Origin of the sequence: Microbulbifer thermotolerans (genome assembly GCF_900112305.1) — a bacterium.
Lineage (GTDB): Bacteria > Pseudomonadota > Gammaproteobacteria > Pseudomonadales > Cellvibrionaceae > Microbulbifer > Microbulbifer thermotolerans.
The window spans coordinates 13,146-34,937 of record NZ_FOKT01000012.1 but is presented as its reverse complement, the minus strand read 5'-3'; the positions used below and the strand labels follow the sequence as shown (position 1 = coordinate 34,937).

At 58.3% G+C, this 21,792-nt stretch carries 13 protein-coding genes; 6 read left to right on the top strand and 7 right to left on the bottom strand.

The window, feature by feature from the left end:
* Nucleotides 1–11: 11 nt before the first annotated feature.
* On the bottom strand, nt 12–1,181 hold the full coding sequence (locus tag BM155_RS15870) for a 1-acyl-sn-glycerol-3-phosphate acyltransferase (RefSeq protein ID WP_067154672.1): 1,170 nt from the start codon (nt 1,179–1,181) through the stop codon (nt 12–14).
* Nucleotides 1,182–1,425: 244 nt separating this feature from the next.
* On the opposite strand from BM155_RS15870, the gene nhaC reads away from it, so the two are divergent.
* Nucleotides 1,426–2,892, top strand: coding sequence for a Na+/H+ antiporter NhaC (gene nhaC / locus BM155_RS15865; protein WP_074904233.1), 1,467 nt, complete (start codon nt 1,426–1,428; stop codon nt 2,890–2,892).
* 137 nt (nt 2,893–3,029) lie between these two features.
* Here the strand turns inward: nhaC and BM155_RS15860 are convergent, their stop codons facing one another.
* Nucleotides 3,030–4,928: a hypothetical protein gene (locus BM155_RS15860; protein WP_074904230.1), complete on the bottom strand. Its 1,899-nt coding sequence runs from the start codon at nt 4,926–4,928 to the stop codon at nt 3,030–3,032.
* Nucleotides 4,929–5,628: 700 nt separating this feature from the next.
* On the opposite strand from BM155_RS15860, the gene BM155_RS15855 reads away from it, so the two are divergent.
* From BM155_RS15855 to BM155_RS15845, 3 genes are all read left to right on the top strand, one after another.
* Nucleotides 5,629–5,823 (top strand): hypothetical protein, encoded by a 195-nt coding sequence (locus BM155_RS15855; RefSeq protein ID WP_067154681.1) that lies wholly within the window; start codon nt 5,629–5,631, stop codon nt 5,821–5,823.
* A gap of 243 nt (nt 5,824–6,066) precedes the next feature.
* Entirely contained in the window at nt 6,067–7,689 is a 1,623-nt protein-coding gene (gene pgi / locus BM155_RS15850; protein WP_074904227.1) for a glucose-6-phosphate isomerase, read from the top strand.
* Nucleotides 7,690–7,880: 191 nt separating this feature from the next.
* Nucleotides 7,881–8,795 carry a bestrophin family protein gene (locus tag BM155_RS15845; RefSeq protein WP_067154687.1) on the top strand — a complete coding sequence of 305 codons (915 nt, stop codon included), beginning with the start codon at nt 7,881–7,883 and terminating at the stop codon, nt 8,793–8,795.
* Nucleotides 8,796–9,068: 273 nt separating this feature from the next.
* On the opposite strand, the gene BM155_RS15840 is transcribed toward BM155_RS15845, so the two are convergent.
* The 4 genes from BM155_RS15840 to sbcB form a co-directional block, all read right to left on the bottom strand.
* Nucleotides 9,069–9,827, bottom strand: coding sequence for a slipin family protein (locus BM155_RS15840; protein WP_067154690.1), 759 nt, complete (start codon nt 9,825–9,827; stop codon nt 9,069–9,071).
* Between the two features lie 263 nt (nt 9,828–10,090).
* On the bottom strand, nt 10,091–11,515 hold the full coding sequence (locus tag BM155_RS15835; protein WP_067154693.1) for an NfeD family protein: 1,425 nt from the start codon (nt 11,513–11,515) through the stop codon (nt 10,091–10,093).
* 360 nt (nt 11,516–11,875) lie between these two features.
* Nucleotides 11,876–12,898, bottom strand: a complete 1,023-nt coding sequence (locus BM155_RS15830) for an aspartate carbamoyltransferase (RefSeq protein WP_067154696.1) — start codon at nt 12,896–12,898, stop codon at nt 11,876–11,878.
* Nucleotides 12,899–13,296: 398 nt separating this feature from the next.
* The gene (sbcB, locus tag BM155_RS15825; protein WP_074904225.1) at nt 13,297–14,724 is read right to left on the bottom strand and encodes an exodeoxyribonuclease I; all 1,428 of its coding nucleotides are present in this window, start codon (nt 14,722–14,724) and stop codon (nt 13,297–13,299) included.
* A 139-nt stretch (nt 14,725–14,863) separates the two neighbouring features.
* On the opposite strand from sbcB, the gene argS reads away from it, so the two are divergent.
* Nucleotides 14,864–16,600: an arginine--tRNA ligase gene (argS, locus tag BM155_RS15820; RefSeq protein ID WP_067154702.1), complete on the top strand. Its 1,737-nt coding sequence runs from the start codon at nt 14,864–14,866 to the stop codon at nt 16,598–16,600.
* Between the two features lie 49 nt (nt 16,601–16,649).
* Here the strand turns inward: argS and BM155_RS15815 are convergent, their stop codons facing one another.
* Complete coding sequence (locus tag BM155_RS15815) at nt 16,650–18,365, bottom strand: diguanylate cyclase (protein ID WP_074904223.1); 1,716 nt, start codon at nt 18,363–18,365, stop codon at nt 16,650–16,652.
* A gap of 441 nt (nt 18,366–18,806) precedes the next feature.
* On the opposite strand from BM155_RS15815, the gene gcvP reads away from it, so the two are divergent.
* Nucleotides 18,807–21,698 carry an aminomethyl-transferring glycine dehydrogenase gene (gcvP, locus tag BM155_RS15810; protein ID WP_074904220.1) on the top strand — a complete coding sequence of 964 codons (2,892 nt, stop codon included), beginning with the start codon at nt 18,807–18,809 and terminating at the stop codon, nt 21,696–21,698.
* Nucleotides 21,699–21,792: the final 94 nt, after the last annotated feature.

The window sequence follows — 21,792 nt, the reverse complement described above, 5'->3', positions numbered from 1 at the left end:
TATTCTCCACACTATTCGTATGCGAGGCGGGAAACCACTGGATTCGCATAGCCCTGGATCGCCTTGTCGCGCCAGCGCTCGTCGATGTTTTCCATGCGCTCTTCAAACTTGCGCCGCGTCTCTTCGTGCTCGCGGGGATTCCAGGGGGTGGCCGGATAGCCCACCGGCAAGTCCGGCGCTTCACCGTAAACCATCTGATAAGCGATGAGATTGGTCGGGTGCAACACGTAGTTGCCGATAATCTGCCGGTCTATCTCCTCCGCCAGCGCGGTGACATCGTGAAAATCATCTTCAATCGGTGTGCCGAATGCGGCGTGCACATGCCCCTTCTGCCCCACCACGCCCTTGGCGATGGAGCCCAGGTCCTCGTGCTTGCCCTTGCGGTATTCTTCCTTGCGCTCAGTGAAATAAAGCTCCCTCGCTTTCTGCGCGTCACAGGGGTCCCACTCATAGGAAATGGTCAGAGGCACGATATGCAGCTGGCGCCAGAAGTCCGCAAAGGAGGTCTGCTTGTCCTTGGACATGGCAAACATGGCCGCCAGAGCCGGATTGGTGCGGTCCAGACCGTCCTTGGCACGCCCGGAGCGCTGTGCGATCCACACGTGCTCGTTGTCATTGACGATGGAGTGGTAAATGTAATTGGACAGCTGGGTGGCGGCCTGCAGCTTCTCACGGCGTGTGCCTGCCTTGCGCTTGACGGTGAAGCACTTGTTCAGCTTCATGATGTCGGTGGCAAACTGCTTGGTGAGCAGGTTGTCGCCAATGGCGATACGCGCCGTTTCATGCCCCTCCTTGAACATGGCGACAATGGATAGCGCCGGATCCATGGCGATGTCCCGGTGGTTGCTCACAAACAGACAGGCGCGGTCGCGCGGCAGATTATGCAGGCCGGAAATAGTGAATTCGGAGGTGGTGCGGCGCACCACCAAATCCATGTATTTTTCCACCACTTCCTGCACGCCGCGCACATCCCGTGCCTTGCGGAACTCGAAACGCAAAAACTGGCGCACCAGCCAGGCCACGGGACCTTCCAGCCTGGCCAGTTTGGGCAGCAGCAGGTGGGCTACTGCGTGGGACATCTCCGGGTCGGCGATCAGCCGGTCCAGCACCTGGCGCACCTCATCGTCCCGGTAAGGACGAATATCTTCGAATTGAGCGGGATCCAACTCGCTTGCTCTCATGAAATCACTACCCGCCGGACCGCAGCGCGGGGCCCGGACTCATTCTTGCTTATTGTGGACACGACCTCTTGCCCGGTCGGGCTCGGCCGGCGCAGAACATACCGGAAGCGCGGGCGAACTGCCAGCGCCGCGCTCGACCAGCCGGTGTAGACACGCGGCACATCAGCCGGGAGAATAGACCGCTTTCCCCCGTCGCCGACGGCAACAAGAACGATAATGAACAGCTGTAGACCTGGAGTTCACCTTGAGTCAGACCAGTTCCAACCCCGACATTCGCAAAGCCAGCCTCACTGATGCCCTGGTTCCCCTGGGCCTGCTGATCGCCCTACTTTCTCTGTCGGTGTACTTCTACGGTGCCGACTCCTCCTACGGCCCCAATCAGATCGCCCTGTTGCTCAGTGCCGGCGTGGTGGCACTGATGGGCATGAAAAACGGCCACAGCTGGAGTGATATGGAAGGGGGCATGTTGCACGGCATCGGACTGGTGTTCGGCGCCATCCTGATACTGCTCGCCGTGGGCGCGCTGATCGGCAGTTGGATCCTGGCGGGCACTGTGCCTTCGATGATCTACTTCGGAGTGCAGATTCTCTCGCCGCAGTGGTTTTACGCCGCCAGCTGCCTTATCTGCGCCATCGTCGGCCTCAGCATCGGTTCCAGCTGGACCACCGCCGGCACCCTCGGCGTGGCGCTCATGGGTATCTCCGGCGCCCTCGGCCTGAACCCGGCCATTACCGCAGGTGCAGTGATCTCCGGCGCCTACTTCGGCGACAAGATGTCGCCCCTGTCCGACACTACCAATGTGGCCGCGGCGGTCACTTCCAACGACCTGTTCCTGCACATCCGCCACATGCTGTGGACCACCATGCCGGCATTTCTCGCCGCCCTGATTATCTTCTCCGTTTTCGGCTTCACCGCCGATACCGGCAGCGTATCAGCGACCGACATTGAACAGCTGCTGGCGGCGCTGCGGGAGGAGTTCAATATATCCCTTGTCAGCCTAATTCCGCTGGCGCTGCTGCTGATAATGGCCTGGCGCAAGATTCCCGCCTACCCGACACTGATCATCGGCTCCCTGGTGGGCTGCGCCATCGGACTGATCTTTGAGCCGGAAACCGCGCGCCGCCTAGGCGGTGGGGACAGCTTCCTCGCAGCCATCAAGGGCGCCTGGTACAGCCTTTTCGACGGTTACAAATCCACCTCAAGCAACGAAAACGTCGCTGAACTGCTCTCCAAGGGGGGGATGAGCAGCATGCTCAACACGGTATGGCTGATCATCTCCGCCATGGCCTTTGGCGGCGCCATGGAGCGCGCCGGCTTCCTGCAGGTGATCGTCGACTGGACTCTGTCACGGGTAAAAACCGTCGGCGGTCTGGTGACTGCGACAGTATTTACCTGCTTCGGCATGAACGCCGCTGCGGGAGACCAATACATGGCCATCATTATTCCCGGGCGCATGTTCCGCGATGCTTTCGCCGACAACGGGCTGCACGGACTGAACCTGTCGCGCACGTTGGAAGACTCGGGCACCATCACTTCCGTGCTGATCCCCTGGAACACCTGCGGCGCCTATATGAGCGCGACACTGGGTGTGGCCACCTTTGCCTATGCGCCCTACGCCCTGTTCAATCTAATCTGCCCGCTGTTGGCGATCACCTACGGCTGGTTCCATTTCAAGCAGATGCCGCTCTCTCCAGCAACTTCACAACGGTGAAAAGAGATTGGGGAAAAGCCTGAGCCGCCGGAGACATAGGAATCGAAGCTCCTCTATCGGCACTGCTCCAGGTGACCCTTAAAATAATGAAGGCCGCGACGCGGCCCTCATTGTGTGTACTGCCAGACTGCCCTACCTCACTCGTTGGACTCGCCCTCCCAGCGGCTGATTTGCTCCCGCTTTGGATCCTGAACCGGGTCGGCCTCCAATGCGGTCGGCTGCTGGGGCGCGACCAGCCCCTGCGCCGCCATATCGCCGGCGCGGCGCGCTTCCTGCTCCCGGCGGATGTAATCCAGCCGCTGCTCCTGATCTATCTGCTTGTCACTCTGAATCTCCTCGTGGCGCTGGCGGAAGGCATTTTCCAGATCGCCTATCACGCTATTAATAAAACCATCACAGGCATTGAGGGACAGCAAGTAACGGGGCTGTTCCAGATTATTTTGACCCGACACCGCAAAGGTCGAGCTCACGGCCTCAGCGGCCAGCGCAAAATAGGTGGCATCGAAACTGAATACATCCTGCTCACTGGAAGCACTGTGTCGGTCTGCACCCCGGAAATGCGTGGTGTGCATCACGGTTCCTTCACAATGGAAGTCGATCAGGTTGGACTTAAAGAATACCTCCGCCCAGAACAAGTGACAGATGCGGGCCAGAGTGCGGCCGAAACCCAACAACAGCAAACTGGCAAGCAGCAGAGCCACAGTGCCGCCCACTGGGATCAAAAACAGCTCAATGTGCGCTTGCGGATTCGTAAGAGGGCTGTTTTCCATCCCCAGAAGCGCGGCGTGGTCCAGCCCCCGGTTCGCTACCCACAAGAAGATCAACGCCCCGATCAACAGAAACACCTGCGCCAGCACAGTGCCAGTAATCCGGGCCCAGCGCAGAGAACCCGGCTCTTTCAATTCTTCCGCCACCGGCTGGATTTCCACCAACAGGTCTCCATTGAACTGCTCGTTCTCCCGGTTTGCCTGGCCGGTGTCGTTGCTGTCCTGATAAATGCGATTTGGAAGCTCCTGCTGGCGCTTGTCCATCAGCACCAAGTCTCTCAGGGTCGTGAAAATCTGGCGCGGATGCAGATCGTAGCGCCAGCTCGCATTGCGCTCCGAGCTGGCGGTATCGATGGCAACCATTCCAATCCGGGCCCGGATCAATAAAACGGTAATAACTGCGACGGCGAGAGCCCCTATCACTGTCAACACCAGCAGTGAACCGGTATGAAACATCGCCTCCAGCTGTGGCAAGAATTGCGCGAGTTCAGCCTTAACCCCCCAAGATACGCCGTTCCAAAGCTGAGCCAGCAAGATAGGCACCACGATGGCACCGATAACCATCATCGTCAGCCCTTTTCTATTGGTGCCGTGCAGCTTCCCCAGATTCTCTGGCGCCAGCGGATTGCCGAGCCTTGCCCACACCAAACCGAGATACACCAACAACACAAACTGCAGCATCAGGGAAACTACGACACTACCTGTCTCTCCCGCTTCCTGACTGCTGAAGACCATGGTGAGTACTAAGCTGGCTACCGCGAAGGCGACCAAGGCCACCAGGCTCTTGGCGACTTTCAGGGCCAGATTCTGAGCCATGTTGCGCATCGGCCAGGGAGTAACAATCAGGTTTGGGAAAATAGAATGAACGGCCCGACCGAACCAGCCCACAGGTTCTACGAAAGTGGGATTGCTTTTGCTCATCAACATATTGTGCAGAGAGCGAGCAGAATAGAGTGTCGGTTCATTTTCATTGACCGCTTCCCGGGCCACATTGCGGGCCAGTGAAGCTGGCGCCGCCCGGCCAACGAAGAAACGCATGACTTGAAACAAACCACCACCCAGCGCCTTCAAGCCACCTGCGACAAAGAGTGCACCGATCACCAGGTTCACCCAAGCATGCAACTTATTTTCAGAAAGCACAGACTGAATGCCCAACAGCAGGTAGACACCAACGCCAACTAGCACAAGCCCCCGCGCAGATCGAATCATCCCCTCAAAGCGGAAGGGATTGCGGATGTTGAGTTTCTGAGCCCCGTATTCAAAAGCCATAAATCGCCAGCCTTATATTGGAGTAAATTCGACTAAATCGAGCATTTTATTCCATCCCTAAAGGGCCAGCAAACAAAAGTACTATCGTGCAAACTCGATAAGCCCACCAAGCACAAGAAAAGTTACACGTGTAACCTTGTCGCAAATGGCATAGCGATGAAGAAAGCCCCCGCACCTTATATTTAGACTGGCCCACCCGCTTTCTGGAGCTTTCCACCCAGCTTTAGAGTTCCCGATAAGGAACCTCTGATTAATTCATGGAAGTGCTGCAATTAGTTCCGAGCCGCTCAGCCTATCATCTGAGCTTCTCATCTGGCCTCGAAGTATCTTTACCACCGGGAAGCGAATTAATCGGAGGCTCCATAGGCTTCAAGACGAATTAATCAGAGGCCACCCTGGGCAATCGGCGCAGTCCCTTCAACCGCGGCCGGATATTTTTATTTTGCCGCGAAAAAAATCTGCTGCCCCGCAATAGCCCTGCGATTGAATTGGCAGAAGAGTCGCTAAATCTAGGTAATGCCGTGCGACAAACTGGCACAAGATTTATCCAGACTTCACCACTGGCAGCTATTTAAACCGTGCGCCTATTACACTCCATTGGGCGGTACCTTTGTAGAAAAGACTTTTACAAAGCAGACCAAACAGGTGACGTTTTGTTGGCTATGCTAATAGCTAATCATCAACGGAAAGGAGTTAGGGGATGAATTTCACTCCAGCCAAGTACTTAATGGGAATTATCAGTGCACTGATTCTGGCGGGCTGCTGTGCGGCGCCTGTGCCACCGGCAGCCTGCCCTCCGGGCTCTGAGCAAATTCCAATGTCCATGGCCTGCCCCGCGGACGCGGATTGTTGGATGGCTTCCGACACCGTGCGCTGCATGAAAGTGGTCAAATAAGACTATTTTCGAGCAGGACCAGTGTGGTGATTCATACTAAATGAGGCTTGCCTAAAAGGATCGCAAGCCTCATTTCGTATGAATCACCACACAAATCACCACTTTTAGAAGCGATATTTGCACTCTAAACCCTCCTCAACAGCCCCGCATCACATCTGGCCCACCGCATAAAATCCCGTTAGGATTGGCCCCTTCGTCCGTGACGGACAACCGCCTCCTAGATGTAGTAACCTCAAAAACACCATGACAAGCGAAGCCCTAACCTCTAGTCACACCACTGCCATTGCGCACCTCAAATCCCACCAGCAACAGCACAAATGGTCTCTGCGGGACCTGTTCGCCAGCGACAACCAGCGGGCCCAACGCTTCAGCGCCGAGGCAGCCGGCATCTATCTGGACTACAGCAAAAACCACCTGCGCGACGACACCCTCCAGCTACTGCTGAATTACGCCGAGCAGATAGATTTACCGGAACAAATCCAGGCCCTGCTCAGCGGAGCCGCGATCAACAACACGGAACACCGGCCCGCCCTACACAGTGCCCTGCGCTTTCAAGGAGAGCCCCAGACAGAGCACGAACAAGCAGTGGCGGATTGCCGCGAGCAGATGCGGAAATTCACTGAACAGATTCACAGTGGCAACTGGCGCGGCTTCACGGGCAAGCGCATTGAGCACATTGTCAATATCGGCATTGGCGGCTCCGATCTGGGGCCGCGCATGGTAGTTGAAGCCCTGCGCCCCTGGCAGAAAGACGATATCTCCGTACACTTCGTGGCCAATATCGACGGCGCCGATCTGAGTGACACCATTGCCAAACTGCCAGCGGAAAACACTCTGTTTATCGTTGCCTCCAAGTCCTTCTCCACCCTGGAAACCCGCCAAAATGCCCTGTCCGCACGCCGGTGGATACTAGATGCCGGCTGCCCCGAGAGCGACCTGGCAAAGCATTTTGTCGCGGTGAGCAGCAATATTGTCGCCGCCCAGGACTTCGGCATAGCCGCGGAAAATATCTTCCCCATGTGGGATTGGGTGGGCGGCCGCTACTCCCTGTGGTCCGCTATTGGACTCCCGATCGCACTGGCCTGCGGCTACGAAACTTTTGAGGCGCTGTTGACCGGCGCCCACGCAATGGATACGCATTTTGCCAGTGCGCCCCCGGGCGAAAACCTGCCGGTACTACTCGCACTGATCCACTTCTGGTATCGCCAGTGCTGGGGTGCCGGCAGTCAGGTGATACTCCCCTACGCCCGCCGACTGGCACAATTTCCCGCCTGGATGCAGCAGTTGGATATGGAGAGCCTGGGCAAGGGAGTCACCCGAGAGGGACAGTTTCTGTCCTACCCGAGTGGCAGTGTTATCTGGGGCACTGAAGGCAGCAACGGCCAGCACTCTTTCCACCAGCTGCTGCACCAGGGCACCGATCTGATTCCGGCGGACTTTATCGCAGTCAAGGAACCCACTTCGGAGCTGCGCGAACAACACCAATGGCTACTGTCCTGCTGTATCAGCCAGAGCCAGGCACTGCTGCGCGGCAAAAGCCTGCACGAAGCCCGACAGGAACTGGAAGAACAGGGCCACACCCATCGCGAGGCCCAGGCCTTGGCGCCGCATAAAGTGGTACCGGGTAATCGCCCGAGCAACACCCTGATTATCGAGCGCCTGGACCCACACCACCTGGGCGCACTGCTGGCGCTCTACGAGCACAAAGTATTCACGCACGGCTGTCTGCTGGGCATCAATCCCTTCGATCAGTGGGGTGTCGAACTGGGCAAACTGCTCGGGGCACGTATCCACGAAGCGATCGGCAAAACAGCACCGGAAGACTGGGACAGCTCGACGCAAACCCTGTTGGAAAAACTTTTCTAAGGAACCTCTGATTAATTCATGTGAGCGCTGTAGTTAATTTCTGGACGCCCAGAGTTAGCTACCGCGCTCGCACGAATTAATCATAAATACCCTACACCATCGACGGCCGATAATGCCGGGCCGTTTCTGTAGAGGGCTACAGGATTTAGAGCCCCCCTTCTCTCCACGTAATTCACTGCTCGAGGTCATCTGTGATTGTGCGCGGCAAGCCGGGTTTCCTGGCACTTTTCTTTGTCTACCACGGCTCGATCATTCCCCGTGTGATACCGCAAATTCTGCTGGTAGCGTTACTGTCGTCGGTAGTGGTCTGGGTGCATCTAAAATTTCCTTCCCTGTTTCCGCAACTAAACACGGCTTCGTTCGGATTTATTGGTATCGCTTTGTCTCTGTACCTGGGGTTTCGCAACAACGCCTGCTACGACCGCTGGTGGGAAGGGCGTAGGCTCTGGGGGCAGTTACTTTTCGAAGGTCGCAGCTTACTTCGCCTCGGTCTCAGTTATGGAGGGGGGCAATCCGCACTCCATCGCCACATAGTCCAGTGTCTGATGGCGTTTACCGATTGCCTGCGCGATCAATTGCGCAATCAGGACCCTATGCCGAAAGTCCGTCGATGGCTATCCGCGGCTGACTGCGCAACAGTCGATCAAGCGGTTAATCGCCCTGATCGAATTCTCCAGCTAATTGGCGAGCAAATTGCGCTAGAAGTCAGCAAAGGTGCCATAGACTCGGTCACTGCGCGCAATTTCGAGCAACGGCTGGTGGCGCTAAGTGCGGTTCAGGCCGGCTGTGAACGCATCTTCAATACACCAATACCCTTTGCTTACATGTTGCTGGTACACAGGGTCTGCTATATCTACTGTTTTCTACTCCCGTTCGGATTGGTGGCCGACAGCGGTCTGGCGACACCACTGCTTACAGCAATCGTGGCCTACGCGTTTTTTGGTCTGGACGAGCTCAGCTGCGATCTGGAGCAACCCTTTGCCATTAACGACAACGGCCTTGCCTTGAATGCGCTGACCCGTACTCTGGAAAGAGAATGCCTGCAAACCCTTGGAGAACACCCCCTGCCTCCCCCCGTGGCGAGTCACAACTATCGCCTGAATTGACCCAGAGAACCCTGATGAATTCATGTGCGTGCTGTAGCTGGTTTTGGGGCGCTCAGGCAATAGGGCGGAAATTTCGAAAACGCACGAGTACTTCCCTGTAGCTCCGACGGATACATCCCTGTATCCGACGGTTTCGAAATATCCGTCCTATCACCTGAGCTTCACATCCGCCCGCGAAGAGCCTCTGCCACCAGGAAATGAATTAATCAGAGGCTCCTTAGGGATTCTCCAGCGGATTTGATGGTGCTAAATCCCAGAGCAGCGCTGCCGCTGTCAGGAATTTTTCTCTGCCAGTTTCACCAGCGGTTGCACCAGATCCAGTGGTAGGGGGAAGACGATAGTAGAGTTCTGCTCTCCGGCAATATCAATCAGTGTCTGCATGTAGCGCAGAGTGATTGCATTGGGACTTTTTGCCAGCTGCTCCGCAGCCAAGGTGAGTTTCTGCGCGGCCTGATACTCACCTTCCGCGTGGATCACTTTGGATCGACGCATACGCTCCGCTTCCGCCTGTCGGGCGATGGCTCGGATCATACTCTCGTCCAAATCAATGTGCTTGATCTCCACGTTAGTGACCTTCACTCCCCAAATATCGGTCTGCTCATCGAGGATCTTCTGAATATCCACGTTAAGCTTGTCCCGCTCGGAAAGCATTTCGTCCAACTCGTGTTTGCCCAGCACCGAACGCAGAGTGGTCTGTGACAATTGGCTCACCGCTTCGTGGAAATTCTCCACATTAATAATCGCCCTCTCCGGATCGACCACCCGGTAGTAAACCACCGCATTGACCTTGACCGAGACATTGTCGCGGCTGATGACATCCTGAGTGGGTACATCCATCACCACTACCCGCAGATCCACTCGCTCCATTGTTTGGATAACCGGGATAATGATGATCAGCCCCGGCCCTTTGACCGCCTGAAAGCGCCCGAGAAAAAACACCACCGCCCGCTCGTATTCGCGCATGATACGCACGGCATACATCACCAGCAGCACTACCGCTGCAATCAACAGCCCCAAAAAATAACTGAACATCCTTTTTCTCCTTCCTTGCTTTAGGGAACCTCTGAATAATTCGTGTGGACACAATGGTAGGTTCCGGGGCGCTCAGGTAATAGGACGGATATTTCAAAAACGCACGAGTACTTCCCTGTAGCTCCGACGGATACCTCCCTGTATCCGACGGTTTCGAAATATCCGTCCTATCACCTGAGCTTCATATCCGCCCCAAATGAATTAATCAGAGGCTCCTTTAGAGAACCTCCGATCCATTCACTGTCGAGGTTCCAGTGGCCCCCTCAGCCGCTTTCTTCGGGTTCGACCTGCAGCAATAGCCCCTTTTGCGCCACAACCCGCACCCGCTGCCCCTGCCGCAAAGGCTGCGCGCAACTAGCCCGCCAGATTTCGCCGTTGAGGTGCACCAGTACGTCGCCGTCCTCGATATTGCTGACCACCGCGGCGCTTCCCACCAGCGCCTGATCCATGGCCGGGCGCGGCTTGCGCAGACTCTTGCCCACAGCCAACAATATGCCCAACATCGCCAGGCCACTGACGCCGGCGATAGCGCCAATCAATCCGCGCGATACTTGCATGCCGGGGACGTCGGTGTCGATCAGCATCACCGAGCCGATCACCAGCGCGATAATGCCGCCTATGCCCAGTGCGCCGAAGCTGGGCACAAAGACCTCCGCGACAATCAACGCCACACCGACGACAATCAGCGCTAGACCGGCGTAGTTGATTGGCAGTACCTGCAATGCATAGAACGCCAACAACAGACAGATAATGCCGATGATGCCGGGCACCAGGGCGCCGGGGTTATAGCCCTCGAAAATCAACCCATAGATACCGATCAGCAACAAAATATAGGCAATCTGCGGATTGGTGATCAGCGCCAGCAATTCGTTGCGCCAGTCCGGCCGGTAAGACTCCAGTGGCAGATCGGCGAGATCCGAAGACAGGGTGAGTGAGCCCTCATCCAAAATTACCTCGCGCCCGGCGGACTGTTTGATCAAGTCTTGTGTATTGTTGGCCACAATATCGATGACATTCTCTTCCAGGGCCTCGCTCGCGGTGAGAGTCGCGGCGTCCCGCACCGCTTTTTCCGCCCAGTCTGCGTTGCGCCCGTGGCGTTTGGCCAGGCCGCGGATAAAGGCCACCGAGTCATTGACGATCTTGCGCTGCATGGCGGTTCCGGAATCCGGTACCGCCTTTTTCCCGTTGCTGGCCGCGCCCTCTTCGCGCTCCTTGTCTTCTTTCCCGGCTGACTGGTCGCCGGGCTGCTCGCCGGGAGCGGGCTGCCCGGGCATACCGCCCATCTGCACTGGAGTGGCGGCGCCCAGGGTGGTGGCCGGTGTCATGGCAGCGATTTGACTGGCATAGAGAATATAGGTGCCGGCGCTGGCAGCCCGGGCACCTGCCGGATGCACATAGGTGGCGACAGGCACCGGGGAAGCGAGAATATGCTGAATAATGTCGCGGCTGGCGGCGTCCAGGCCACCGGGCGTGTCCATCTGGATCACGATCAATTGTGCACCCGCTTCTGCCGCTTCCTCCGTTGCCCGCACCAGATAGTCGGTAGTGGCGGGACCTATTGGCCCTTCAATGGAAAGCAGAGCAATATGGGGGCGGACTTGCTGCTGGCCGCCGGCGCCAGCGGCGATAAAAGCCACAAGCAGCAGCACGGCGACACTGAGACTCAATTTCGAAATCCATTTCGACATGGCATCCCTCCCGGATACGAGAGTGGCAACAGCTACAGCGTAACAGAAAACCCCGCAACCGGTTTCACATACGCCACCCCGCCGGGGGAGCGCAGGCGCGGCTAGCCAGCCCGCGCGAGCTGACAGGGAGCACTCACCCGAACCTAGGGAACCTATGATTAATTCATTTCCTGGCGGCAGAGGTTCTTCCGGGGCGGATGTGAAGCTCAGGTGATAGGACGGATATTTCGAAACCGTCGGATACAAGAAGGTATCCGGCGGAGCTACAGGGAAGTACTCGTGCGTTTTCGAAATATCCGCCCTATTGCCTGAGCGCCCCGGAACCTACCATTGTGTTCATAATCAGAGGTTCCCTGGTGCTCAGAGGCTCTCCGGGTTGCGGCGACTGTGCCAGCGCACTTCGCGAGCGTAGTGATCGACCTTGCCCTCCACCCCCAGCAGCAGGGCGAAGAGCGCCATACGCACCAGCAGGCCGTTGTCCGTCTGGCGGAAGATAGCGAGGCTGGGATGCTCGTTGAGATCGGTGTCCAGTTCATTGGCCTCCGCGCGGGAATCTCTCGGCAGCGGATGCATAATTACGGTGTTCGGCTGCGCGTAGCGGGTAAAGATTTCCCGGTTCAGGCGGAAGCGACCGCGGTAGAGGTTGGCCTCTTCCTGGGAGGCGAAGCGCTCTTCCTGTATGCGGGTGGAGTAGACAATATCTACCTGAGATATCGCGCTTTCCAGCTGATCGGAAATCTTCACCTGGTGGCCCGCACTGCGCAGCTTTTCCACCACTGCTTCTGGCATTGCCAGCTCCGGCGGCGACACCAGTATGATCTGCACATTACTGAACAGGCAAAGCAGCTTGCACAGAGAATGCACCGTGCGCCCGTACTTGAGGTCGCCGATCATGGCGATGCGGAAGGCATCAAGGGAGCGGCCGTTGGCCTCCAATTCCTTGCGGATGGTGTAGAGATCCAGCAGCGCCTGAGTGGGATGCTCATTGGCACCGTCACCGCCATTAATTACGGGCACGCGGCTGGCGGCGGCGAATTCCGCCACCGAACCCTCCTGCGGGTGGCGCATACAGATAACGTCACTGTAGCCGGACAGTACCCGCGCCGTATCGTAGAGGGATTCTCCCTTGGCCATGGCGCTGGCCTTGATGCCCACGGTTTCGCGCACAGTGCCGCCGAGCAAGTTGAAGGCCGCACCGAAACTGAGACGGGTCCGGGTACTCGGCTCCAGAAACATATTGCCAAGAATAGCCCCCTCCAGTACCCGGGTGACCCTTTCCCGGCGCGCATAAGGGGTCATTTTGTCTGCTACCTGGAAGACACGGTCAATATCGCCGCGTTCAAACTGGCTGACGGATAGGATATTGGCTCCGATAAAGTCCATTGTTACTCCGTTGGTTGCGCCCTGGGGCGCGAGTTTTTAGCGCAGGCATTTTACTCGCCCCCAGGTAAAGCGCCTAGGGAACCTCTGATTAATTCATTTGGGGCGGATATGAAGCTCAGGTGATAGGACGGATATTTCGAAACCGTCGGATACAGGGAGGTACCCGTCGGAGCTACAGGGAAGTACTCGTGCGTTTTCGAAATATCCGTCCTATTACCTGAGCGCCCCGGAACCTACCATTGTGTTCACACGAATTATTCAGAGGTTCCCTGGGGAACCACTGATGAATTCACATAAGCGCTGTCACTGATTTTGGGGCGCCCGGCACCGGAGTTACGGTTTCAAAAGACGCGAACACATCCCGCAGCCTCCACTAAACCGGTAACGCCCCACTTCACTTATGCCAGCAGACTGTCGCCCCAGGCCTCCAGTTGGTCCAACAGCGCTACCTTGTCGGGAAACTGCTCGCGCAGTTCGGCAATCTGTTCGAAATAGGATTCCAGAGTGATACTGGCTCCCGCGGCGGGGTCGGTAAGGCGGCGGTAACGCCACTCCTGCCAGCGGCTTTGCTCCTCCGCAGACAGTGTCTCGGGAAAGTTGCGCGCTCGCAGGCGGAACAGTAATTCCGGTAGACGCTGATCAGCAAATGGCACCTCTGCCGCCAAAGCTTGGGGGCCGCGCTCGGCAAGGCCCCGGTGCAGCTCGCGGCAGAGATCCCGGTCGGCGTCGCTGAAGAAACCGTCGTAGAGCCGGGCTTCTACGTCGCGCGGTGGAAATTCGCCATCCAGGAAAACCCGGTGTAATTTGTCCGTGAGATCTGCCGTCCGCAGTCGCTGCCAGTTGGCCTCGCTGGCGGCCTTGTCGATACCGAGTTCCCCCGCACGCCCATCGCCGAGCATATTGGCCGGTGCCAGTACCGGGCACTTATTCAGATGCACTAGCTTCAGTCCCACCGGCAGCTCGCCCTCTCCCAGCTGGTCGCGGGGGGTATAGAGGCGTTCGCGCAATGCCTCTGCATCCAGACTAAACAACGGCTCGGGGTCCATAGCCAGGTTGGCGACAATGACCGCGTTGCGGTTTACCGGGTGCATCGCCAGAGGGACTATGTAAGTCAGGTGGCCCTGAGATGCGGGCACCCTGCCGGAGATATGCAGCAGCGGCTTGCGGCTGCGAAGGTCGATCAGTTTCGCCGCCTCCTGCTTGCGCCGTAGCCGGTATACATAGTCATAGAGCTTCGGCTGTTTGGCCCGCACCAACTTCGCCATTTCGATGGTGGCACGCACATCGGACAGGGCGTCGTGGGCCCCCTCGTGGGCAATACCGTTGGCAGCGGTCAGCTCCTCCAAACGGAACGACGGCACACCCGGCTCCCGCTGCGGCCACTCAATACCTTCGGGGCGCAGGGCATAGGTCAGGCGCACCATATCGATAATATCCCAGCGGCTGTTGCCGGAGCGCCACTCCCGCTCATAGGGATCGAGAAGATTGCGGTAGAGGGTGTGGCGGGTCACCTCGTCGTCGAAGCGCAGGCTGTTGTAGCCGACGCCGCAGGTACCTGGCGCACCCAATTCGGCGAGGATACGCTGGATAAATTCAATTTCCGGGACCCCTTCAGCCAGCGCCTTCTGCGGACTGATGCCGGTGACAAGGCTGGCCATCGGTTGCGGCAGGCAATCGCTGGACGGGCGGCAATAGAGCATCAGCGGGTCGCCGACAATATTCAGGTCCTCGTCGGTACGAATACCGGCGAATTGGGCGGGCTTATCCGCACCGGGATCCGTACCCCAAGTTTCGTAATCGTGCCAGTAAAGTGTGTTATTACTCACATTCCCCCCTGTTTGTGCCGCATCATAGCATCGGTGTGGGGAAAGAGTACCGGAGGAGCACGCCCCCCGGCCGGTTGCAAAGCCGCCGCCCTCCATTAAAATCCCGCGATTCCACGAATTACAGCAGCAGCTCCTATCTATGAATATTCGCCAACTTCTCTCCGACAAGTTCCAGGCCGCTATGATCTCCGCCGGTATCCCCGAAGACTGTGGCCCCGTAGTGGCCCCTGCAAAAAAGGCGGGTTTCGGCGACTACCAGGCGAACGGCGCCATGGCCGCAGCCAAGCGTATGGGCACCAATCCGCGAGAGCTGGCGGGCAAAATCCTCGAGCACCTGGACAAAGGTGAGATGATCGAAAAGGTCGAGATCGCCGGCCCCGGTTTTCTCAATATTCATTTGAGCCAAGCGTGGCTGGCGGAGCAGCTGGCTGCAGCGGAAAAAGACCCGCGCCTGAATATCGCCCCAGCGGCGGAACCTCAGACGGTGGTAATTGATTACTCCCACCCCAACCTGGCCAAGGAGATGCACGTCGGCCACCTGCGCTCCACCATTATCGGCGACGCCCTGGCGCGGCTGCTGGAATTCCAAGGCCACAAGGTAATTCGTCAGAATCATATGGGCGACTGGGGAACCCAGTTCGGGATGCTGCTGGCACACCTGTCTGACAAGCTGGAGAACAGCGACGCAGAAGTGGCCCTGGCCGACCTGGAAGCCTTTTACCGCGAGGCCAAAGTGCGCTTCGACGACGAGGAAGGCTTTGCCGACCGCGCGCGCGAATATGTGGTGAAACTGCAGGGCGGCGACCCCGAATGCCTGAAGCTGTGGCAGCAATTTATCGATATCTCCATCAGCCACAGCGAGGAGATCTACGAAAAGCTGAACGTTACTCTAAAGCGCAGCGATGTCTACGGCGAGAGCCAGTACAACGACGACCTGCCGGTACTGGTCAAAGAGCTGCTCGACCGCGGCATCGCAGTCGAAGACCAGGGGGCGATTGTCGTTTTCCTGGAGGAGATGGCTGACAAAGAGGGCAACCCCAGCCCGATGATTATCCAGAAAAAAGGCGGCGGCTACCTTTACGCTACCACCGACCTGGCCGCAATCCGTTACCGGGCCAACAAGCTCCAGGCGGATCGCATCCTCTATGTGGTTGACGCACGTCAGTCCCTGCACTTGCAGCAGGCCTTTACCGCCTCCCGCAAAGCCGCCTTCCTGCCGGAAAACGTCACTCTGGAACACTGTGCCTTCGGCACCATGATGGGCGACGATGGCAAACCCTTCAAAACCCGCACCGGCGGCACTGTCAAATTGGCCGCCCTGCTGGACGAAGCCGTAGAGCGCGCATCAAACCTGGTGGCGGAGAAAAACCCCGACCTGGACCCGGCCACCCGTGCGGAAATTGCCCGCAAGGTGGGCATAGGCGCAGTCAAATACGCCGATCTGAGCAAGACCCGTACTAACGACTACGTTTTCAGCTGGGAAGCCATGCTCAGCTTCGAGGGCAACACGGCTCCCTACCTGCAGTACGCCTACACCCGCGTGCGCAGCATCTTCCGCCGCGCCGGTGTGGAGCCTAGCGAACTGAAGGGCGAAATACATCTGGAGACCGCCGAAGAACGCACTCTGGCGATCAAACTGTGCCAGTTTGGCGAAGTGCTGGATCAGGTGGCCAAAGACACCTTTCCACACGTGCTCTGCACCTACCTCTACGACCTGGCCAGCGCCTATATGGCCTTCTACGAAGCTTGTCCGGTACTGAAAGAAGGTGTGAGTGAAGCACAGAAACAGAGCCGCCTGCAGCTGTGCAATCTGGTAGCGCGCACCATCGCCACCGGACTGGACCTGCTGGGCATCGAGGTAATGGAGCAAATGTAATCCCCCCGCGGCTGTACCTGGCACTCCCGTACAGCCGCACCTCCCGGGGTCAGTCGCCGGAGTCGGCGGCGACAACCTCTCCTATCGGCCGCTCCGCGCAGGCTTCCGCCAACTGCTCGATGCCCGGTAGATCCGCCGTGTAGAGCTGGTATTTGTTCTTGCCGCGGTACTTGGCGTGATACATGGCGATATCGGCTTTCTCGAGAATGGTCTCCAATGTCGTGCCGTGCTCCGGAATGGCGACAACGCCAATACTCAATGTAACCCGTACCATTTCGTCGCCAATGCGCACCGGCTCGGCAACCACTTTCAACATTTTCTCCGCCAGCGTGCGATAGGTGCCATCCGCTGGCAGAGAGCGCACGAAGACGCAAAACTCATCCCCACCCAGACGCGCGACAATATCGCCAAAGCGCATCACACTCACCAGCCGCTGGGCCACCACCCGCAGCAAGTCATCGCCGCCCTGGTGGCCGAGGGAGTCGTTCACCTGCTTGAAGTTGTCCAGGTCGACGAAAAACAGGTAGGCGGTGCCCTCGATGAAGTCGCCACAGTGCAGATATTTATTCAGCTCCTCGCTGATATTGTGGCGGTTGGCCAGCCCCGTCAGGGTGTCGTACATGGCGATCCGCTCCAGCTCCGCCGTATTCTGCGACACGATTTCTTTCATCACTTCCAACTGGTCGCACACCGCAAGACCGGTGGAATCCAGCACATCGATTTCGTCAAACCGGGAACTGTGTTTGGCCACAGGCCGTATCAAACTGCGGGCGGCGTCAAACTTGCCCTCGCTCAGCAAGGGCAGCGCCTCCGCCAGGCGCCGCAGCCGCAGTATCGGCCGCCACAAGACACTGGTAACCACAATCGTGAACATAGCGGCACCCAGCGCCGAGAACACTATCAGCACCCTGAGGGAATTGCCGATATGTTCAACCTGGTCCGAAACGTCATCGACAATGACAAAGCGGGCCCCGCGATCGCCGTCCCCCGGAACAGGCATGGTTTTCACATCGAAATGACGCCCTTCGAAGGGGTGGCTTTTTGAGTACTGCAGCCCGGGCACTTCCTCCTGCTCTGCGGCTACCCGGTGCAATAGCGGCAGAAGGATTTCCTGGGAAGTAAGTGCGATCACCTCCCGCTCCCAGTTTTCCAGATAGTCGCCGGGATGCTGAGCGGGAGCGCCGCGGACTTCGGCAACAATGCCGATGTCCGATCCAGTGATCTCCCGGAAAGCGAGCAGCAGCCCGGCAAGCGAGCGGTCCAACTGCAACACATATTCCCTGCCGCCCCCCGCTGCCACCGGTACCGCCAGACTTTGCACACAAATGCGCGCGCAGTGGATGCTTTCCAGGGACTGGCCGCTGATGATCACTTCGCGGACCTGTTCCGGTGCCAATTGGCGGGCGGACTCTCCCCAAACCATCGGCGGGCGCCGGTCATTCGCGTACAATTTCAGGGATTCCAGGCCCCAGCTGGCTCGCAGATATTCCCAGCGGCGATCGAACAGCCGCTGCATGGTTTCCACGTCGCCGGAATCTCCTTCCCGCCCCACTGCCACAAGATCTGCGAGCTGAAGAAGATCCTTCCGCGACTGCTGCAACAACCAGGACACCTGGTACTGGTAAGTGAGGTAACGGTCGTTGCGACTCTTTTCCAGCAGCGATTGCAGACTGCTGTTGCCCAGCAGAATAAAGAACAGGCACATCGCCACAATTAGCAAGAGTGAAAAGACGCAGGCCTTTACCCGCAAACTGTGTAACTGCATTTCCTTTGCTACCCCACAGAAAAGACTGGGATCAACTCCTATCCCAAAAGCACAACAGTCGGCGCCAGCCGGCTTGGCTCCATCGCCTGCCCAGAATCTCCAGGGAGTATGGTTGATAGCCCGGACAACCAAGGAAGGGTTCTGAGCGCCAGCAGAATAAAATTACGCCGACTGCGTTATAACAGGATATATCTCACATTTTTTGACACAATTTAGCACATTTACCGCCAAAAACTACCAGATTGCCGGCACTGCCCGCGGTTGCTAAGATGCGCGCCGGCTCGCCGGCCCCCAGACCCCGCAATCCGCCTGTCTGGCAGCTGCGCCCGCTTCTCCCACGTTTACCCGCAAAAAAACAACAGGGCACCAATGCCAGAACCGCGGGATCGAAACAGGGGCTATGTTTAACCGCACTTCCCTGCGATTACAGGAATGAAGTTTATGACTCAGCCATCTCTTCAGCAGTTGGAACAACACGACGCCTTTATCCAGCGCCATATCGGCCCCGACGACGCGCAGACCCGGGAAATGTTGAACACCCTCGGTGTTTCCAGTCTGGACGAGCTGATAGAGAAAACAGTGCCCGCCGCCATCCGCAAAACTGACGAACTGAACCTGTCAGATGCAGTGGACGAAGCAGAGGCCCTGGCAGAACTGAAGGCGCTGGCGAGCCGCAACAAGATCTACCGTACCTTTATCGGCATGGGCTACCACGACACGATTACGCCCAACGTCATCCTGCGCAACGTGCTGGAAAATCCCGGCTGGTACACCGCCTACACGCCCTATCAGCCGGAAATCGCCCAGGGCCGTCTGGAAGGATTGCTGAACTTCCAGCAAATGATCATGGACCTGACCGGCATGGAAATGGCCAACGCCTCCATGCTCGACGAAGGCACCGCCGCCGCTGAAGCCATGGCCATGTGCAAACGCCAGGTGAAGCGCAATAAGTCCAACGTCTTTTTCGTAGACGCCGACTGCCACCCGCAAACCATCGCCGTAGTCAAAACCCGCGCCGAGCACTTCGGTTTTGAAGTGATCGTTGGAGATGTGGAAAAAGATATTCCCGCGGAACTCTTCGGCGCGCTGCTGCAATACCCCGGCTCCACCGGCCGGGTACGCGATCTGACTGATATCATCGCCGGAGTCCACGAAGCGGGCGCTCTGGTAACTGTTGCCGCCGATCTGATGAGCCTGGTGGCCCTGAAGGCACCGGGTGAAATGGGTGCCGATGTGGTGGTTGGCAACAACCAGCGCTTCGGGATTCCCATGGGCTACGGTGGCCCCCACGCCGCCTTCTTCGCCTTCCGCGAGGCCTACAAGCGCTCAGCACCCGGCCGCATCATCGGCGTGTCCGTAGACAGCAAAGGCAAGCGCGCCCTGCGCATGGCCATGCAGACCCGCGAACAGCATATCCGCCGCGAAAAGGCCAACTCCAATATCTGCACCTCCCAGGTACTGCTGGCGGTGATGAGTGCCTTCTACGCCATCTACCATGGCCCCGAAGGACTGAAAACAATCGCCGCGCGCATTCAGCGCCTGACCGATATCCTCGCCGCAGGCCTGAAAGCGAAAGGCTTCGCGCTGGCCCACGACAGCTGGTTCGATACCCTGACCGTCAACACCGGCGACAAGCAGGGCGAGATCTACCAGCGCGCTCTGGACGCAGAAATCAACCTGCGCAAAGTAGCTGGCGACGCCCTGGGTGTCAGCCTGCACGAAACCGCGACCCTGCAGGATGTATCCGACATACTCGACGCCTTCTGCGGCGCGTCGCACGGCCTGGATCTGTCCGCGCTGGACAGCGAGATAGCGGCCAAAGGCTCCCAGGGCCTGCCCGCCGAGCTGGCGCGCAAAAGCGAATTCCTCACCCATCCGGTCTTCAACAGCTACCACTCAGAGACCGAGATGCTGCGTTACCTGAAGACCCTGGAGTCCAAGGACATAGCGCTGAACCACTCTATGATCCCGCTGGGCTCCTGCACCATGAAGCTGAACGCCACCGCGGAGATGATCCCGGTAACCTGGCCGGAGTTCGGCAAACTGCATCCCTTCGTCCCCGCCGATCAGGCCCAGGGCTACGCGGCGCTGTTCGAACAGCTGCAACAGATGCTGGCCGCCTGCACCGGCTACGACGCCGTGAGCCTGCAGCCCAACGCCGGCTCCCAGGGCGAGTACGCGGGCCTGGTAGCAATCAAAAAATACTTCGAAGCCAAGGGCGAAACCCAGCGCGATATCTGCCTGATTCCCGCCTCCGCCCACGGCACCAACCCGGCCTCCGCGATGATGGCGGGCATGAAAGTGGTTGTGGTCGCCTGCGACAGCAAGGGCAACGTGGACATCGACAACCTCAAGGCCAAAGTAGAGGAACACGGTGAACGCATCGCCGCGCTGATGGTCACCTACCCGTCCACTCACGGCGTGTTTGAGGAAGGCATCCGCGAGATCTGCGATCTGATCCACGCTGCCGGTGGCCAGGTGTATATCGACGGCGCCAACATGAACGCCCTGATCGGCGTCGCCGCACCGGGTCAGTTCGGCGGCGACGTCTCGCACCTGAACCTGCACAAAACCTTCTGTATTCCCCACGGCGGCGGCGGCCCGGGCATGGGCCCCATCGCCGTCGGCGAGCACCTCAAGCCCTATCTGGCCGGCCACCCTGTGACCGAAATACCGGGCACCGACACCGCAAACGGCACCATCTCCGCGGCGCCCTGGGGTTCCGCCAGTATTCTGCCGATCAGCTGGATGTATATCCGCATGATGGGTAAACAGGGTATGAAGCGCGCCACCGAGATGGCGATTCTGAACGCCAACTATGTAGCCAAGCGCCTGTCCGAGCACTACACCCTGCTCTACACGGGCAGCAACGGCTTCGTCGCGCACGAGTGTCTGGTGGACCTGCGCCCGCTGAAAGAGGCCAGCGGCATCTCCGAGGAAGATATCGCCAAGCGCCTGATGGACTTCGGTTTCCACGCCCCCACCATGTCCTTCCCGGTGGCCGGCACCCTGATGATCGAACCCACCGAGAGCGAATCCAAGGAAGAGCTGGACCGCTTTATCGAAGCCATGACAATCATCCGCAAAGAGGTCGAGCAGGTGATCAACGGTGAGTACAGCGCCGAGGACAACCCGCTGCACAATGCGCCGCACACCCTGGATGACGTGATGGCGGACCAGTGGCAACACAGCTACTCCCGCGATGTGGCCGGCCGCCCGGCGTCCTGGCTGAAGTCACACAAAGTGTGGCCGGCCTCTAACCGCATCGACAATGTCTACGGCGACCGCAACCTCATCTGCTCCTGCCCGCCGGTAGAGAGCTACGCGGAATAACCCCTCTCACCGATACACGGAAAGAGAGTGTGCAAAAAAGGCCGGGAATTTTCCCGGCCTTTTCTTTTGCCACTCAGTTCGAGCGCCATTCCGA

Excerpts from the sequence above, each read along its gene's own strand:
- BM155_RS15870 (WP_067154672.1), bottom strand. The coding sequence starts at position 1,181 with ATGAGAGCAAGCGAGTTGGATCCCGCTCAATTCGAAGATATTCGTCCT.
- BM155_RS15860 (WP_074904230.1), bottom strand. The coding sequence starts at position 4,928 with ATGGCTTTTGAATACGGGGCTCAGAAACTCAACATCCGCAATCCCTTC.
- BM155_RS15855 (WP_067154681.1), top strand. The coding sequence starts at position 5,629 with ATGAATTTCACTCCAGCCAAGTACTTAATGGGAATTATCAGTGCACTG.
- pgi (WP_074904227.1), top strand. The coding sequence starts at position 6,067 with ATGACAAGCGAAGCCCTAACCTCTAGTCACACCACTGCCATTGCGCAC.
- BM155_RS15840 (WP_067154690.1), bottom strand. The coding sequence starts at position 9,827 with ATGTTCAGTTATTTTTTGGGGCTGTTGATTGCAGCGGTAGTGCTGCTG.
- BM155_RS15835 (WP_067154693.1), bottom strand. The coding sequence starts at position 11,515 with ATGTCGAAATGGATTTCGAAATTGAGTCTCAGTGTCGCCGTGCTGCTG.
- BM155_RS15830 (WP_067154696.1), bottom strand. The coding sequence starts at position 12,898 with ATGGACTTTATCGGAGCCAATATCCTATCCGTCAGCCAGTTTGAACGC.
- argS (WP_067154702.1), top strand. The coding sequence starts at position 14,864 with ATGAATATTCGCCAACTTCTCTCCGACAAGTTCCAGGCCGCTATGATC.
- BM155_RS15815 (WP_074904223.1), bottom strand. The coding sequence starts at position 18,365 with ATGCAGTTACACAGTTTGCGGGTAAAGGCCTGCGTCTTTTCACTCTTG.
- gcvP (WP_074904220.1), top strand. The coding sequence starts at position 18,807 with ATGACTCAGCCATCTCTTCAGCAGTTGGAACAACACGACGCCTTTATC.